Consider the following 14,471-nt stretch of genomic DNA (forward strand, 5'->3'; position numbering starts at 1 on the left):
CTCTTTTAAACCATTAATTACCCTACATTTTGAAGGTATATGCAGTCCTTCGGAGAGAGCGATGAAAGAACAAAACGCATTAAAACAAGTCGCTGAAATGGCAAGAATTGCCGACAGCTACGTAAGCGCGTGGGGAGATGAAGCAAAAGTTGAGGACGAAACGATTCGTCACTTACTTGCGTCTTTAGGCTACGACGTAACCAATGATGAAACTCTTCTGCAATCGGCAGAGAAAAAGCATAAAAAAGATGTGCTTGAGCCGGTACTCGTTATTCGTGATGGTGAGCCCGTGGAAGTGGCGTTAAACCTTGGCGCGAGTGCTCGCGAAAGCGAATTCAGCTGGCAGCTGACGACTGAGCAAGGAGAGGTACTTGAAGGCTATCTTCAGTCTCAGATTGTACGCGATGAGCGTAAAGAGGGTGGCCCTTTAGTGTTTGCACTACCAAGCGATTTGCCTTGGGGTTACCACAAATTGACGATTATCCGTAAGCGTCGTAAGTCTCCATATGAGATGACGCTCATTGTTACGCCGAAAGCGTGCTTCAAACAAGCGGAAATCGAGCGTGGCAAGAAAATGTGGGGCCCAAGTGTCCAGCTTTACACACTGCGCACTCAGCACAACTGGGGTATGGGTGATTTTGGCGACCTGAAACAGCTGGTGGCTGATATTGCTTCTCGCGGTGGTGACTTTGTTGGTCTAAACCCAATTCATTCGCTGTTTCCAGCAAACCCTGAAGGAGCAAGTCCATATAGCCCATCTTCACGTCGCTGGCTAAATGTGTTGTACATAGATGTTAGTTCTGTTCCTGAGTTCTCTTTGAGTATTGAAGCGCAGCAAAAGGTCGGTAGTGCAGAATTCCAGCAACGCCTACAAAAAGCTCGCGACTCTCACTGGGTGAATTACACCGAAGTGTCTGAGCTTAAGATGAGCGTTCTACCGCTTCTATTTGATGAGTTCAAAAAGCGTCACTTAGACAAAAACAGTGAACGAGCGCAAGCATTCCTCGCTTTTGTTGAACAAGGCGGTGACAGCTTAGTTCACCAAGCAGCATTTGACGCGTTGCATGCGAAATTGCACGCAGAAGACAGCAATGTCTGGGGCTGGCCTGTCTTCCCTGAAGAATTGCGTAAGTTTGATAACGCTGAGGTTCAGAAGTTTATTTCGCAGAACCAAGATCAAGTGCATCTATACATGTACTTACAATGGGTTGCAGATTCTCAAATCAAAGAAGCGCAAGCCTTGGCGGAAGAGAAGGGCATGTCAGTGGGTTTATACCGTGACCTTGCTGTAGGTGTTGCCGATTCTGGCGCAGAAACTTGGGCTGATAACGGTAACCTTATTCTCGATGCAAGTATCGGTGCGCCGCCAGATATCTTAGGTCCATTGGGTCAAAACTGGGGCTTACCTCCGCTTAACCCGCAAGTGCTTAAAGCAACGAGTTATGATGCGTACATTCAACTGTTGCGTGCCAACATGAAACATTGTGGTGCACTGCGTATTGACCACGTTCTTGGACTGCTTCGTCTTTGGTGGATTCCAAAAGGTGAAAACGCGACTAAAGGCGCTTACATCTACTACCCTGTTGAAGATATGTTGGCGATTCTTGCGTTAGAGTCACACCGTCATCAGTGTTCAGTGATTGGTGAAGACTTAGGTACGGTCCCAGATGAGATTGTAGAGATTCTACGCGATGCAGGCGTTCACTCTTACAAGGTATTTTTCTTCGAAACGTCTGAAGACGATGGTGGCTTTATCTCGCCAGCCCATTACGCGGAGCAATCTATGTCTGCTCTGTGTACACATGATATGCCAACTCTACGCGGCTTCTGGCATTGCGATGACCTAAAAATGGGTCAGGAGTTGGGCTTGTATCCAGATGAAGAGCAACTTGAAGGTTTGTTTGCAAATCGCCTTGAGTGCAAACAAGGTATCTTGGACTCGGTGGCTTGGCATGGTTATCTGCCGGAAGGCGTAGGGCGTGATGCTCAATATGTGCCGATGGACTCTTACCTAGCGGAAGCGTTGCAATTGCATGTGGCTGCAGGCTCTTCGACACTACTAAGTGTTCAGCTTGAAGATTGGTTGGAAATGGATCAGCCTGTTAACATTCCAGGTACGGTTGATGAGTATCCAAACTGGCGTCGTAAGCTATCAATGAACCTTGATCAGGTCTTTGCGCAAGAAGGGGTTAACCGAATTGCTCACAAGCTTACAGAAGTCCGTGCTAAGGTAAGCAAATAGTCACTGAGTTTCACGGTTTACATAGAAAAGTATCGACTTAATCACTCTATGTAAAAGCGTAATTCAGTACACTTTCAGAACGCTATTTTAAGCCCGCAATGTATAGCGGGCTTTTTTATAAATTAGAACAATAATATCAACTTAGACTATGTGAAGGTTCATTTTGCTTGCTAACACCATGTGTTTAATTGGTGGTTTATATTGTCAGGATTTACTCATTCGCTACGCCAAGTCGATACAAGAAAGTTCGGTTAGGGAGAGATACATTTGAAAACGGCAATTCTGGATAAAAAAACGCAAGCGTATAACCAGCTTTCTCATGCAACGTTTGTTGACCCATTTTCCTTTTTAGGTCCATTTTTAGACTCCGACCAAGGCTCCCTTCGAGTATGGATGCCTGGAGCAGACACCGTCTCGTTACTGATTGATGGCGAGGAGCGTATAGAGTTAGAACGTGAAGATGCATCGGGCTTTGTTTTACCTGAGAAGCGCGATCTTCATTTCACTCATTACCAACTCGCGGTTAAATGGGGAGAGACTGAGCAAGTCTTAGACGACCCATACCAGTACCACAATATCTACGCTGAATATGATGACTTGCACACGCCGAAAGAGATGTACAAGCATATGGGGGCACAGTTCATCACTCTTGAACGCGACGGTAAGGCGATCTCTGGTACTCGTTTCCTCGTTTACGCTCCGCATGCAAGTGCATGTAGCTTAGTGGGCGATTTTAATCAGTGGGACGGCCGTCGTACACCGATGCAACGTTTAGATTATGGTATCTGGGGTTTATTTGTTCCTAATTTACCAGAAGGAACACAGTACAAATTTGAATTAAAGGGGCCAAATGGAGAAGGCTTACCGCACAAGGCTGATCCATGGGGTGCCCACTCAGAACAATATCCATCTTTTGCTTCACTGACTTATGATCATAGCCGTTATGAATGGCAAGATGAAAAGTGGCAGACGCGTCCTGTGACCGAAAAGCGCAAAGAAGCGCTCTCTTTCTATGAGTTGCACGCTGGATCTTGGCGCCGCGATGGCAATGGTGATTTTCTCAACTACCGCGATTTGGCAGACGAGTTGATCCCTTACTTGGTGGATATGGGCTATAGCCATGTTGAGTTAATGCCGGTATCAGAGCATCCGTTTTACGGCTCTTGGGGCTATCAACCTGTCGGATTGTTCGCCCCTACCAGTCGTTATGGCTCGCCAGACGATTTCAAATACTTTGTCGATCAATGTCACCAATCAGGTTTAGGGGTAGTGCTCGATTGGGTGCCTGCTCATTTCCCATCGGATGACCATGGTTTAGCAAATTTTGATGGGACTCCTTTGTTCCATGATCCAGACCCACGTCGCGGCTGGCACCAAGATTGGAACTCATACATCTATGATTTAGGTCGTGAGCATGTACGCCGCTTCCTTGTTTCAAATGCATTGTATTGGTTCGAACAATTCCACATTGATGGTATTCGTGTCGATGCAGTGGCTTCAATGTTGTATTTGGATTATTCACGCAGTCATGATCAGTGGATCCCCAATGTGGACGGTGGCAATGAAAACTATGATGCGATCGCGACATTGAAATGGATGAATGAGGAAGTGTACAAGTACTTCCCGAATGCGATGACGATTGCCGAAGAGTCGACGGCTTTCCCTGGTGTGTCGGCACCAACTTTTATGGGTGGGTTAGGATTTGGCTTTAAATGGAATATGGGATGGATGCATGATTCTCTTTCATACATTCAAGAAGATCCTGTTCATCGTAAGTACCATCACAACACCATCACTTTCCCTTTGGTGTATGCGCATAGTGAGAATTACGTTCTGTCGTTATCACACGATGAAGTGGTATATGGAAAAGGCTCTATCCACAATAAGATGCCAGGCGACGAATGGCAGCAGACCGCTAACCTGCGAGCTTACCTAGGCTATATGTATGCACAGCCTGGCAAAAAGCTCAATTTCATGGGCGCTGAAATTGGTCAAACGGCTGAATGGAATCATGATGATCAACTGCAATGGTTCTTGCTCGAGTTTGAGCGTCATCAAGGGGTTCAAGCATTAACGCGAGATCTCAACAAGCTCTACCGTGATGAGAAAGCGATGCATGAGCTTGACTGTGAACCTGCTGGTTTTGAATGGCGCCTTCAAGATGCGGCGGACGCATCAATTCTAGCCCATGAGCGTATCAGTGAAGATGGTGAGCGCATTCTTGTTATCAGTAACTTTACCCCGGTTCCACATGAATCTTTCCGTGTTGGTGTACCGACTAAAGGGCAGTATCAGTTGCTGTTAAACACAGATTCAGCCAGTTACCACGGCAGTGACTTTGAAGTACTAACAGTTGCGCAGTCTGAAGAAGTGGAAAGTGAAGGGCTACCTCAATCACTTTCACTGCGTCTACCACCTCTAGCGACGGTGTTCTACAAGCTTAGTTAACCAAACAGTCCTATAGGAATGTAATGAAAAGCCCGACTTTGAGTCGGGTTTTTTTGTCTGTTAATTGTACATATTTCAGTTCGATTGATATCTCTGTCACCAACTTGCACGACAACGAGGCACTACTTCACAGTGTTTGCTCGCTTGTTGTTCTATATTTCCCGTTATTAGTCCGTGTTTACTTATTTTTGATCTTATAACTGAGAATTTATAAAAACACTGTTCAGAATAGGGTTGAAATTCTAGCATTGAACTCTAGAATGCCTAAAAAACACTGTTCATAATTGAGCAGAACTTAAGGAAGCACATTTGAAATCGGCACTTAGACCGATAACTCACACGGATTGTTTTGTCTAATTTAAGGTACAAACAATGAAAAAACTACTATTGCTGGGGTTATGCGCTGCACCTGTTGTCGCCTCTGAGTTGCAAGTCTCTGTCGATCTACTTGAAGGTACGTATGTCGGTGAGTCTAAGTATTACTACGATTTACCATACAGCGATTTGCCAGGATTCTATCACGAAAAGAACAGCGTCGAGTGGGGCGTAGGTATTAAATACATTCATGATTTTGAAGATTGGGATCTATTTACCAAGTTCTCTATGGGGGATTCAGAACTGCGTCACTCCCATACGTGGGAAACTGGTGCACGCTATCGCTTAAATGAGAGCCACTGGTTTAGCGCACGTTGGAAGGGCACGTTTGCTAAAGAAGAATACCAAATTGAAGATCGCGTCATCGATCCAGAGCATCAAAACTCTATCACGAATGGTGAATGGGCGATGTGGGCTATTGGCCGTTATCAGTACAACCTACAATCAGATTTTGACTTGCCTTTGTATGTAGGTTTTGAAGCCGCTACAGACCTGAATGATCCTGCTTTGATGCAAGATAAGCTTGCTGGTTTTGTTGGTGTCCGTTTCGATAAATACTTTGCAGAAGTGAGAGCGGGAGAGGATTTGATTTTCGCAACACTTGGCTTAAGTTTCGATATGTTCAAAGATGAATAGCGAATTTCCGCTAACGCTGTGAGTAGCTAGAAAGCAGGGTAAAGCTTCCAATGTGGGAGCTTTTTTCTTTTCTCCCCATTAAGTTAACAGAAGTAGGATAGCGCAGAAGCTATGGTAGGCGTAATTCAACAAGGAGTGTCAAATGGAACCGAGAGTTAGCATTATCACATTAGGTGTTGAGAGCTTAGAGCGATCTTTTCAGTTTTATTCGAAGCTTGGTTTTCAATCTTCAAAGAGTCCTGAAGACGGCATCATATTTTTCAAAACGGGTGGTGTCTGCCTTGCGCTCTATCCTCTCGCTGCTTTGGCTGAAGATGTATCACCCGATATGAATTCGAAACGACAGGGGTTTAGTGGGGTGACCCTTGCTCATAACACACGAAGTAAGCAGGAAGTGGATGATATATTGGCGCTCGCAGTAGATGCAGGTGCGACATTAGAAAAACAAGCTCAAGATGTTTTTTGGGGTGGTTATAGCGGTTACTTTTCAGACCCTGATGGGTATTTATGGGAAGTGGCTTATGGAGATTGTTGGGAGTTCAATCCTGACGGCTCGCTTGTGATTGATTAGGTTGTGCGTGTGTCTTTACTATCGATTCATCATGTAGCGATTATCTGCTCTGATTATGAGGTTTCTAAGCGCTTTTATACAGAAATACTCGAATTAGAAGTTATCGCTGAAAACTATCGTGCAGAGCGAGATTCATACAAACTGGATCTCGCTCTACCTGATGGAAGTCAAATAGAACTGTTTTCATTTCCCAACCCACCTAAGCGCCCTTCAAGACCAGAAGCTCAGGGTTTAAGACACTTGGCATTTCAGGTCGAGTCTGTCGAGCACTATGCGCGTTATTTAGTGGAAAAAGGGGTGAGTGTTGAACCGATTCGTATTGATGAGTTCACGGATAAGCCGTTTACCTTTTTCCAAGATCCGGACGGCTTACCCTTAGAACTCTATCAAGCTTAATTGAGCAACTTCTGTTTAATCACGCTGAACACGCCAGCCTCTGCATTACTTGGGGCGGAGAATCGAGCCGTCTCTTTTACCACTGGGTGGGCATTCTCCATCGCGTATGAGTGGAAACTTGCTTTCAGCATCTCTAAGTCGTTTAGGTAATCGCCAAAGCTCATCGTCTGCTGATGAGTAAATTCAAGCGTTTTTTGTAGGTGCTCAATCGCGGCCCCTTTAGACGCTTGAGCATTCATAACATCAAGCCAAATTTTTGCACTCACCACGACTTGGTGTGTTGTGCCAAATGCTTGGCTAAATGATGGATAAACTAAACTCTCTGAGCCTCCAAAGTGGCAGATTGCTACCTTAATAAAATCATCTTCCACTTTTAGAAGATCTTCTACGTACTCGCATCGGTGGTAGTATTTGGCAAACTCCGCCAAAGCTTTAGGATCTTGTGTTTCGATATAGGCTGATTTCTTGCCACATAAGACGATTTGAGCACCGTCGATTGACCGAGCAAGCTCAATAATATCTTTGATAGAAGGTTTATCAATTTCGCAGCTATAGAGCTCTTTTCCCTTGTGCATGACCAGAGTGCCATTTTCAGCAACGAACATCATGTCGTTTTTCACCGGAGCAAAGGTTTCTAGCAAGCTGTAGTATTGTCTGCCTGACGCTGCGGCAAAAATGATCCCCTTTTCTTCAAGCTGGCGATACATCTCGAAAAATTCTGGGTTAAGTTGGCTATTTTCATCAAGTAGTGTGCCATCCATATCGGCAGCAACGAATTTAATATCTGGTTTTGACATAGTGTTTTGGTGTGAGTCAGAGGACTTCGTTAATTGGGTCTCAGCGTGTACGTTACCTGAGTTTGCCAATTGCTCAAGTGATTTGGCTCAACGAAAGCAAAAATGCCTTACGATCGTGACCGTAAGGCATTGGGTATTCTCAGTGACACAGATATGAACTGCGTTATTTATGAGCACATAGTGTGGTTGTTACCAGAACTGCCACCACTTTTTACTGTTTTCTTCACGTTTCTCTTGGCCTTTTTCTGACCCTTTGCCGTCTTCTTTGCGTTCTTGTTCTGCTTTTTTCGCTTTTTGTTTATCTATCCCTTTGGGTTTCGACTTTTCATCGTCGAGATCTTTATCGAGCTTGTTTTTTTGCTTTTTAAGCTTCTCTTTTGCATCTTTGATCTCTTTGGCTTTATCTTCGAGCTCTTCAATCTCATCTTCGATCTTTTGCTTGTTTTTGCCTTTGGCTTTTTTCAGTTTGTCCCGTTTATCTTTAAGCTCTTCATCGAGTTGTAATTCGTAGTCTTCTAAATCTTGGCTAAGACGCTGAGCTTCGGCAAAGGTTTTTACCTCTTCTAAGTTGGGTTTACCTTTTCCTGCCCACTCAGGTTTAGTTGCAAAAGAGGCTGAGCTAGCTAATGCGAGAGATAGCGCTAAGGCAATTGTGGTCGCTTTCATATTAAATCCTTTTAAAACCGAAATTGTCTCTATCAATCTAATCTAATGGAATGCCGTTCGCAACAGTTCAGAACGGGAGAAATAAAAAAGCGAGCCGCTAAGTTCTCCCCCGAATAACTTAGTGGCCCGCGAAGCTAAATTGCTGAAATTAGCGATTTAGAAGTTGGTGTTTAGGAAGCAACACCTTGATTTTTTTAATTTGGTTATCCCGTTTAAAGTAGCTTATCGATAAATGATGACTTTGCTATGAGCTTCCCAATTCATGGTACTGATGGCGCGTCGATGCTTGTTGATCGCTTAAAGGTAAGACTGGCGAAGGGCATATATAGCTTTACAATCGAGTTCGTTAAACCGGGAGCAGAGCTGGAATCGTTTTATCTCAATCAGCTATAAAGTGTGATGTTTGAACCGCGCAAGCCTTTGTAGAAATACAAAGGCTTTTTTATTAAGTGAACTGTAACTTACTCTGGATCTATCTGGGTTTTGGCTCAATATATGCGCGTTGAACTATTCGTACCATGGATACAATTGATAGTCAGGAGGTGGTATGAATAGTAAAAGAAAAGCGCTAGTGGCGGGGATTGTTTTTGGCTTCTCGTTGTTGATGATGCAGCTGGATGTGGGCGGCATTTTTATGTTTCTTATCTCGGTTATGTCTTTCTTTACTTGCGTACTACAAGGGGTCATGCACTTGATGGGATACAAAGATGGTGATGCGTTTCGTGTGTATGAAGATTCGGAGAAGATTGAAGCTCAAGCATTGGCAAATTTCGTCAAAGATAAGAAAGAGTGTCAGCAGGATCACAAGCGAAGCAGATAATATCGCAATGCCAGTCGAGGACAAGCATTGCGATAGGGGAAGGGCTGGAGTCGAAGTTAGGAAACCTTATCTAGCTTTGGGCTTGGGTCATTTTCCTCTTCACTGCTGTCTGAAAAAATCTCGGCAACAGCACTACGCTCTAATGCGCCTTGCAGATTGCCATCATCATCGACCACAGGAAGAGAGTAGTCACTAGAAATACTCTCCATCAACACTTCTTCGATCACTGCATCTGGAGATACAGCTGGCACTTCCTCATAGATGTCTTGGCAGATTTCATCTTGAGCATCAGATTTAGCCGCATCCAACAGGCCTTCTTTGGTCAGCACGCCCTGGTAGCCGTCCTCAGTCACATGATAGGCATAATCTTGTTTGATACCTTTCATTTGAGCGATGGCTTCTTGAATCGAATTTGCAGTAATACGTGACGCTGGTGGGTTCATGACTGTTTCCACTGTCAGTGCACGGGCGCGATTCACATCTTTAACGAATGCTTCGACATAGTCGTCGGCTGGATGGAGAAGTATTTCATCCGGGGTACCCTGTTGTACCAACAATCCGTCTTTTAAAATCGCAATGCGATCGCCAAGGCGTAATGCTTCATCCAAGTCATGGGTAATAAATACGATGGTTTTGTGTAGCTTTTCTTGTAGCTCGATTAACTGGTCTTGCATTTCACTGCGAATCAAAGGATCTAATGCAGAGAAAGCCTCGTCCATTAGCAAGATCTCTGCGTCAGTACACAGTGCTCTCGCTAAGCCAACTCGTTGCTGTTGGCCTCCGGAAAGTTGAGATGGGTACTGATTCTCATAACCTTTGAGCCCAACCGTTTCGAGCCACTGATTGGCTTTTTCGGTACGCTCTGATTTTGTCATCCCTTGGATTTCTAGTCCGTAGGCGACGTTATCGACCACAGTGCGGTGTGGTAAAAGGCCGAAACGTTGAAAGACCATCGACATCTTTTTACGACGAAATAGCTCTAACTCTTGTTGGTTGAGCTGCATTACGTCAGTTCCCTCAACTAAGATTTTCCCTTCAGTTGGGTCAATTAGTCGGTTGAAGTGGCGTATAAGGGTTGATTTGCCTGACCCCGATAACCCCATGATGACGAAAATCTCGCCTTTGTTGATCTTCAAATCAATTTCTTTAAGACCAACCGTATGTCCCGTTTCTGCTAAAACTTGGTCTTTACTATCACCACGCTTAACACGCTCCATTACTGACGCAGCTTTGGGGCCAAATACTTTGTAAAGACCACTGATTTCAATAAGAGGTTTAGTCATGCTTCAGATCTCCTAGGTGAGCCTGCGTTCTTTTCGCGTAGGCCTGAGACGCGCGGTCAAATAGGATAGCCAGCGCAACGATAGCAAAACCATTGAGTAGGCCAAGAGTGAAGTATTGATTGGTAATGGATTTCAGCACGGGTTGGCCAAGTCCTTTCACGCCAATCATTGATGCGATCACGACCATAGAAAGCGCCATCATAATGGTTTGGTTAATACCTGCCATGATGGTCGGCATTGCTAGAGGCAACTGAACGCCAAACAGGCGCTGCTTTGCGCTCGCCCCGAAGGCTGTTGAAGCTTCAAGTACTTCTTTATCAACCAGTCGAATTCCCAAGTTGGTTAATCGTATCACTGGTGGAATGGCATAAATAACCACAGCGATTAAGCCTGGGATCTTACCAATACCAAGGAGCATTACGACCGGAATCAAGTAAACAAATGCGGGCATGGTCTGCATGATATCGAGCATTGGAGTGACGGTAGATTGGATACGATTAGAGCGCGCCATCGCAATGCCGATAGGAATGCCCAACACGATAGAAAGCATTGTACAGACGGTGATAATGCTTAGGGTTCGCATGGTATCTTCCCACATACCAAAATAGCCGATCAGCAAGAGGGATACTAAGCAACCAACCCCTAATTTCCATGAACGACTTGCTAGGTAAACTAGACCAGTACATACAGCGAGTGTGATGATCCAGGGGGTCGAAATTAGGAGTTTTTCAAACCAAACAAGGAATGAAAGGAGTGGATCAAAGAAAGACTCAATCATGTCGCCATATTCACGTGAAAAATCGCGGTAGGCGCCATCTAATGTTTTGCGTATGGCTCTAAGATCTGAGCGATCCATTTCAGGAAAGCTACTGAACCAGTTATCGTTAGACATCTATAAATTCCTTTTATTCTCCTTCGCCAATGCGATGTCAATGGCGAAGGAGTACATCTTCAGTTTAGCGCTTCGTGCGCAAACCAGGATTAAAGTGCTTGCTTAACTTTATTGGCGACCTCAGGGCTCACCCAAGCTTGCCAAATTTGAGGGTAGTCTTCTAGGAAGTGGAACATTGCTTCTTCGCCGTCCGCTTGGTTATCTTCCATCCATGCTAGGAGACGGTTCATATCTGCATTGGTGAAGCCACGCTTACTGAAGTAGTCATAGGCTTCTGGTGCTCGTGTAGCGAACTCTTCTGTTGTAATGGTATGGACTGGCGAAGGTGGATACATGGTCGGTTTAGGATCGGCACATTCCGATTGCGTAGTGCAGTTAACGAATTCTTCTTCATTTACACCACTGCCAAAGTCAACTTTGACCATCTCATACTTGCCCAGCACTGCGGTTGGGGCCCAGTAATAACCAAACCAAGCTTCACCACGTTCGTTGGCTTTCGCGATAGCGCCTGAAAGGCCAGCACTCGAACCAGGATCAACCACAGCAAAGCCTGCATTATCCAAGTTCATAGCATTGAACAAGTTACCCGCACTGATCTGACAGTTCCAGCCCGCCGGGCAAGTGTAGAACGCAGATTTATCAGGGTCTTCCGGGTGCTCAAAGAGCTTAGCATGCTTTTTAACCCCTTCAATCGTTGCAATTTCTGGGTACTGCTTCACTAATGCCGCAGGAACCCAAAAACCTTCTTCACCACCATCGACCAGTGATTTCCCGGCATAACGTAGTCGCTTGTCAGCTACACCTTTGTCTAGTGCGTCTTTAAGGCTGTTTGACCAAAATTCAGGTGCGACATCAGGTTGGCCTTTTTCAATCATTGAAGTCCCTGTTGGCATGGTGTCACCAGGGATTAACTCGGCATCACAACCGTAACCGTGTTCAAGAATAAAGCGGTCAATATTGGCGATAACGGTTGCAGAGTTCCAGTTCATATCTGCAATGGTGACTTTGCCACATTCGCCAGCTTGTGCATTTAGAGCGGTTGCGCTCAGGACGAGCAATGCTGCCGTTTTTACTCTCATCATAATTTCCCTTTTTAATGAATGCCTTATAAAAATAGAGATCTAATGATTAGAGTTCAAATGAAATTTTGTTGATTGTGAGGTTAAATTGGCTGATTTGCTGACTTTATTGCTGGTTTGTACCTCCTTTTTACGAATTTTTTGTTTTTTATAACGACTTTATTAATGTCTGATGGATTGTTTTAATTTGAGTTCGAACTATTTATTAATCAGCTGACCATACATTTTTAATATCCGGCCAGCCCCAGTTAGTTAACTCGACGTCTTTTAGGAGACCATGAAAACGTAAGGTTTGGCGGTGATGGAAGAGTGGAGTTAGCCAATATTGGTTGATTAACGCTGACGCAATTGGCTCTAGCTCATTGAGATAGTCGCTAAGTGGGGTTTCCGACCTAAGTTTGTCCAAAGAGTGAGTTAGCCACTCTTTGCTTTCATGGCCAATACAGCTTTGTAAAACAGGGTTGTGATAAAGGCTATTGAACGCAGATGCATGGCGGTTATCATCTAAATTGATGTTGGTAAGAATAAGAGACTCACTGAGCTTCCCATCCATGGCTAACTGGTTAAGGTCCCTAAAAGAGTATGTGTTGACTGTTACCTGCGTGCCTTGCTGCTCTAACACTGACTTTAATGCCAAGGCACAATTGCGCAGTGCCGTATAATCGTAGACAGCGATTGAGATGTTCTCCGGCAGCGCGACTTGAGGCGCGTCTGGCCGTATGATCTTATGCCAAATCGGCAGCATATTTAACGCAATTTCACAGCCAAACAAGGTATTGGTCTTTTCTAGCTGCTGTAAGATCTTATCTGCACTAATAAAGCTCGAAAGATAACGCCGTTGGCTATCATCCAGCATCGATGGAGACTGTTGATTAAACAGCACGAATAGGCAGCCATCTTCAATTCGGGATTGTTGTGTTGCTTTCTTTTCAACAGCTTCAACGGCGTGTGAAAGATAGTAATTGCATCCAAGATCTTGAGCTTCTGGTTGGTTGGTCTCTATTTGCTTTTCAACCAATTCTTGTTCATCCAATTGCCATATCGTCACTTGGTCAGTGAGTGCTCGACAGGAATAATAGTGTTCAAATGCATCTAAACACAGCCGCTCTTGCGAATGCTCTCTTACCGAAAACGCGCCACTGCCTACCACTAATTTAGAGTTAGGTTTATCGAGTTGTTCAGGTGGTTGAATGCCGTATTTTACTCCAGAAAGCAGCCCACCAAAGCCTTTGTCTTGAATAGCGAGCTTGAATACCACTTTGTTGGGCAGTGGAGCCGTGACCTCAACTAAGTGGGCCATTTCACTTTGGTAATGTGGTAGCTGCTTTAGTCGATTGAACAAGGTCGCAATACTGGGAGCATCTATTGGAGCGCCATCGTGAAAGGATAAACCTGGACGTAGGTAGAATGTCCACTCATTGGTCGATGGCTCATAACGCCAATGGTGCGCCAACTGCGGTTCAAGCTCACCATCCGAGTTACTCGAGACTAAACAGCAGTAGATTTGACGTAACAGGTAACGCTCACTTGAACGTTGGAGGTGGTGGGGCACAAGTCTTTCAAAAGGACGTTTGTACGTTAGCTGAATGTGTAGTTGCCCCTCTCGCATCGTCGCTCCGGATGTACTTTGGAGCAAGCGGCCAAATGCTTGTTGGTCATCATCTAATATATTGAGGGCTTTTTCATATTTGCCCTGTTGAATGCGTATTGCGGCGAGCTGCTGTTTTAGTTCATCTAGTGGATGAGATAAGAAGAGCGTCGAACGTTGATTTCTGCCCACTTTGGGTGTCCATGTTAGCCAACCGAGCTTTTGCATTTCATTGAGCAGGTTACGTGCATGACGAGTACTGGTAAACAGTGAATCAGCGACTTGTGGAAGCGAGGTTTTGACATTCTGCTTAGCTCCAAGAGGTGCAAGGCGAGAGTAATAACGGAGCAGAGTGAGATCAGACACAACAGTACCTTCAATATAGAAAATGTTTGAATATTTTGTTCCTTATTTTACGCGATTTCTGTGGATTGTGGTCGAAATTGGTCAATTTATGCTGCAAATAGGGAATGTTTTTCCTATTTATGGTGAGTTTTATTGGTCCTATTTTATTGGGATAATACCAGCGTGGTTTAATCCACACCGAGCGCTGGTTGGCAATGTGCTCCTGATACCCCCACGATCATATCAACCAGTGCTCACTCATTGATAAATTGCGAACAAATGTTAAACAGTGAGATAGAGCACTCACTCTAGGTTTGAGCAAGCAAGACTTTC

General features: G+C 44.7%; 13 protein-coding genes. 7 read left to right on the top strand and 6 right to left on the bottom strand.

The genetic code is table 11. From position 1 onward, the window contains the following. The first annotated feature begins 61 nt into the window (after window positions 1-61). From malQ to gloA2, 5 genes are all read left to right on the top strand, one after another. Entirely contained in the window at window positions 62-2,242 is a 2,181-nt protein-coding gene (gene malQ, locus AC4MRV_RS01125; protein WP_491185574.1) for a 4-alpha-glucanotransferase, read from the top strand. 267 nt (window positions 2,243-2,509) lie between these two features. Continuing rightward, complete coding sequence (glgB, locus tag AC4MRV_RS01130) at window positions 2,510-4,690, top strand: 1,4-alpha-glucan branching protein GlgB (RefSeq protein WP_491185575.1); 2,181 nt, start codon at window positions 2,510-2,512, stop codon at window positions 4,688-4,690. Between the two features lie 372 nt (window positions 4,691-5,062). Continuing rightward, on the top strand, window positions 5,063-5,701 hold the full coding sequence (locus AC4MRV_RS01135; protein WP_491185576.1) for a hypothetical protein: 639 nt from the start codon (window positions 5,063-5,065) through the stop codon (window positions 5,699-5,701). Between the two features lie 142 nt (window positions 5,702-5,843). Further along, window positions 5,844-6,272, top strand: coding sequence for a VOC family protein (locus AC4MRV_RS01140; protein ID WP_491185577.1), 429 nt, complete (start codon window positions 5,844-5,846; stop codon window positions 6,270-6,272). Window positions 6,273-6,281: 9 nt separating this feature from the next. Continuing rightward, window positions 6,282-6,668 (top strand): SMU1112c/YaeR family gloxylase I-like metalloprotein, encoded by a 387-nt coding sequence (gene gloA2, locus AC4MRV_RS01145; RefSeq protein ID WP_491185578.1) that lies wholly within the window; start codon window positions 6,282-6,284, stop codon window positions 6,666-6,668. Here gloA2 and AC4MRV_RS01150 read toward each other — a convergent pair. Next, complete coding sequence (locus AC4MRV_RS01150) at window positions 6,665-7,465, bottom strand: Cof-type HAD-IIB family hydrolase (protein WP_491185579.1); 801 nt, start codon at window positions 7,463-7,465, stop codon at window positions 6,665-6,667. The genes gloA2 and AC4MRV_RS01150 overlap by 4 nt on opposite strands. A gap of 189 nt (window positions 7,466-7,654) precedes the next feature. After that, window positions 7,655-8,131, bottom strand: coding sequence for a hypothetical protein (locus tag AC4MRV_RS01155; protein ID WP_491185580.1), 477 nt, complete (start codon window positions 8,129-8,131; stop codon window positions 7,655-7,657). Window positions 8,132-8,377: 246 nt separating this feature from the next. Here AC4MRV_RS01155 and AC4MRV_RS01160 point away from each other — a divergent pair, with 246 nt between their 5' ends. Together AC4MRV_RS01160 and AC4MRV_RS01165 are read left to right on the top strand one after the other, a co-directional pair. Continuing rightward, window positions 8,378-8,524, top strand: a complete 147-nt coding sequence (locus AC4MRV_RS01160; RefSeq protein WP_491185581.1) for a hypothetical protein — start codon at window positions 8,378-8,380, stop codon at window positions 8,522-8,524. A 154-nt stretch (window positions 8,525-8,678) separates the two neighbouring features. Further along, a complete protein-coding gene (locus AC4MRV_RS01165) occupies window positions 8,679-8,951 on the top strand; it encodes a hypothetical protein (RefSeq protein WP_491185582.1) in 273 nt (90 codons plus the stop codon). A gap of 56 nt (window positions 8,952-9,007) precedes the next feature. Here AC4MRV_RS01165 and AC4MRV_RS01170 read toward each other — a convergent pair whose 3' ends face one another. The 4 genes from AC4MRV_RS01170 to AC4MRV_RS01185 form a co-directional block, all read right to left on the bottom strand. After that, window positions 9,008-10,234 (bottom strand): quaternary amine ABC transporter ATP-binding protein, encoded by a 1,227-nt coding sequence (locus AC4MRV_RS01170; RefSeq protein ID WP_491185583.1) that lies wholly within the window; start codon window positions 10,232-10,234, stop codon window positions 9,008-9,010. Then, window positions 10,227-11,126: an ABC transporter permease gene (locus AC4MRV_RS01175; RefSeq protein WP_491185584.1), complete on the bottom strand. Its 900-nt coding sequence runs from the start codon at window positions 11,124-11,126 to the stop codon at window positions 10,227-10,229. The genes AC4MRV_RS01170 and AC4MRV_RS01175 overlap by 8 nt, the downstream gene beginning before the upstream one ends. Before the next feature lie 89 nt (window positions 11,127-11,215). Then, on the bottom strand, window positions 11,216-12,205 hold the full coding sequence (locus AC4MRV_RS01180; protein WP_491185585.1) for an ABC transporter substrate-binding protein: 990 nt from the start codon (window positions 12,203-12,205) through the stop codon (window positions 11,216-11,218). A 205-nt stretch (window positions 12,206-12,410) separates the two neighbouring features. Next, window positions 12,411-14,159 carry an SgrR family transcriptional regulator gene (locus AC4MRV_RS01185; protein ID WP_491185586.1) on the bottom strand — a complete coding sequence of 583 codons (1,749 nt, stop codon included), beginning with the start codon at window positions 14,157-14,159 and terminating at the stop codon, window positions 12,411-12,413. Window positions 14,160-14,471: the final 312 nt, after the last annotated feature.

The organism is Vibrio sp. (genome assembly GCF_984391705.1).

Excerpts from the sequence above, each read along its gene's own strand:
- AC4MRV_RS01165 (WP_491185582.1), top strand. The coding sequence starts at position 8,679 with ATGAATAGTAAAAGAAAAGCGCTAGTGGCGGGGATTGTTTTTGGCTTC.
- AC4MRV_RS01180 (WP_491185585.1), bottom strand. The coding sequence starts at position 12,205 with ATGAGAGTAAAAACGGCAGCATTGCTCGTCCTGAGCGCAACCGCTCTA.
- AC4MRV_RS01170 (WP_491185583.1), bottom strand. The coding sequence starts at position 10,234 with ATGACTAAACCTCTTATTGAAATCAGTGGTCTTTACAAAGTATTTGGC.
- AC4MRV_RS01150 (WP_491185579.1), bottom strand. The coding sequence starts at position 7,465 with ATGTCAAAACCAGATATTAAATTCGTTGCTGCCGATATGGATGGCACA.
- AC4MRV_RS01140 (WP_491185577.1), top strand. The coding sequence starts at position 5,844 with ATGGAACCGAGAGTTAGCATTATCACATTAGGTGTTGAGAGCTTAGAG.
- AC4MRV_RS01155 (WP_491185580.1), bottom strand. The coding sequence starts at position 8,131 with ATGAAAGCGACCACAATTGCCTTAGCGCTATCTCTCGCATTAGCTAGC.
- malQ (WP_491185574.1), top strand. The coding sequence starts at position 62 with ATGAAAGAACAAAACGCATTAAAACAAGTCGCTGAAATGGCAAGAATT.
- AC4MRV_RS01160 (WP_491185581.1), top strand. The coding sequence starts at position 8,378 with ATGAGCTTCCCAATTCATGGTACTGATGGCGCGTCGATGCTTGTTGAT.
- AC4MRV_RS01175 (WP_491185584.1), bottom strand. The coding sequence starts at position 11,126 with ATGTCTAACGATAACTGGTTCAGTAGCTTTCCTGAAATGGATCGCTCA.
- AC4MRV_RS01135 (WP_491185576.1), top strand. The coding sequence starts at position 5,063 with ATGAAAAAACTACTATTGCTGGGGTTATGCGCTGCACCTGTTGTCGCC.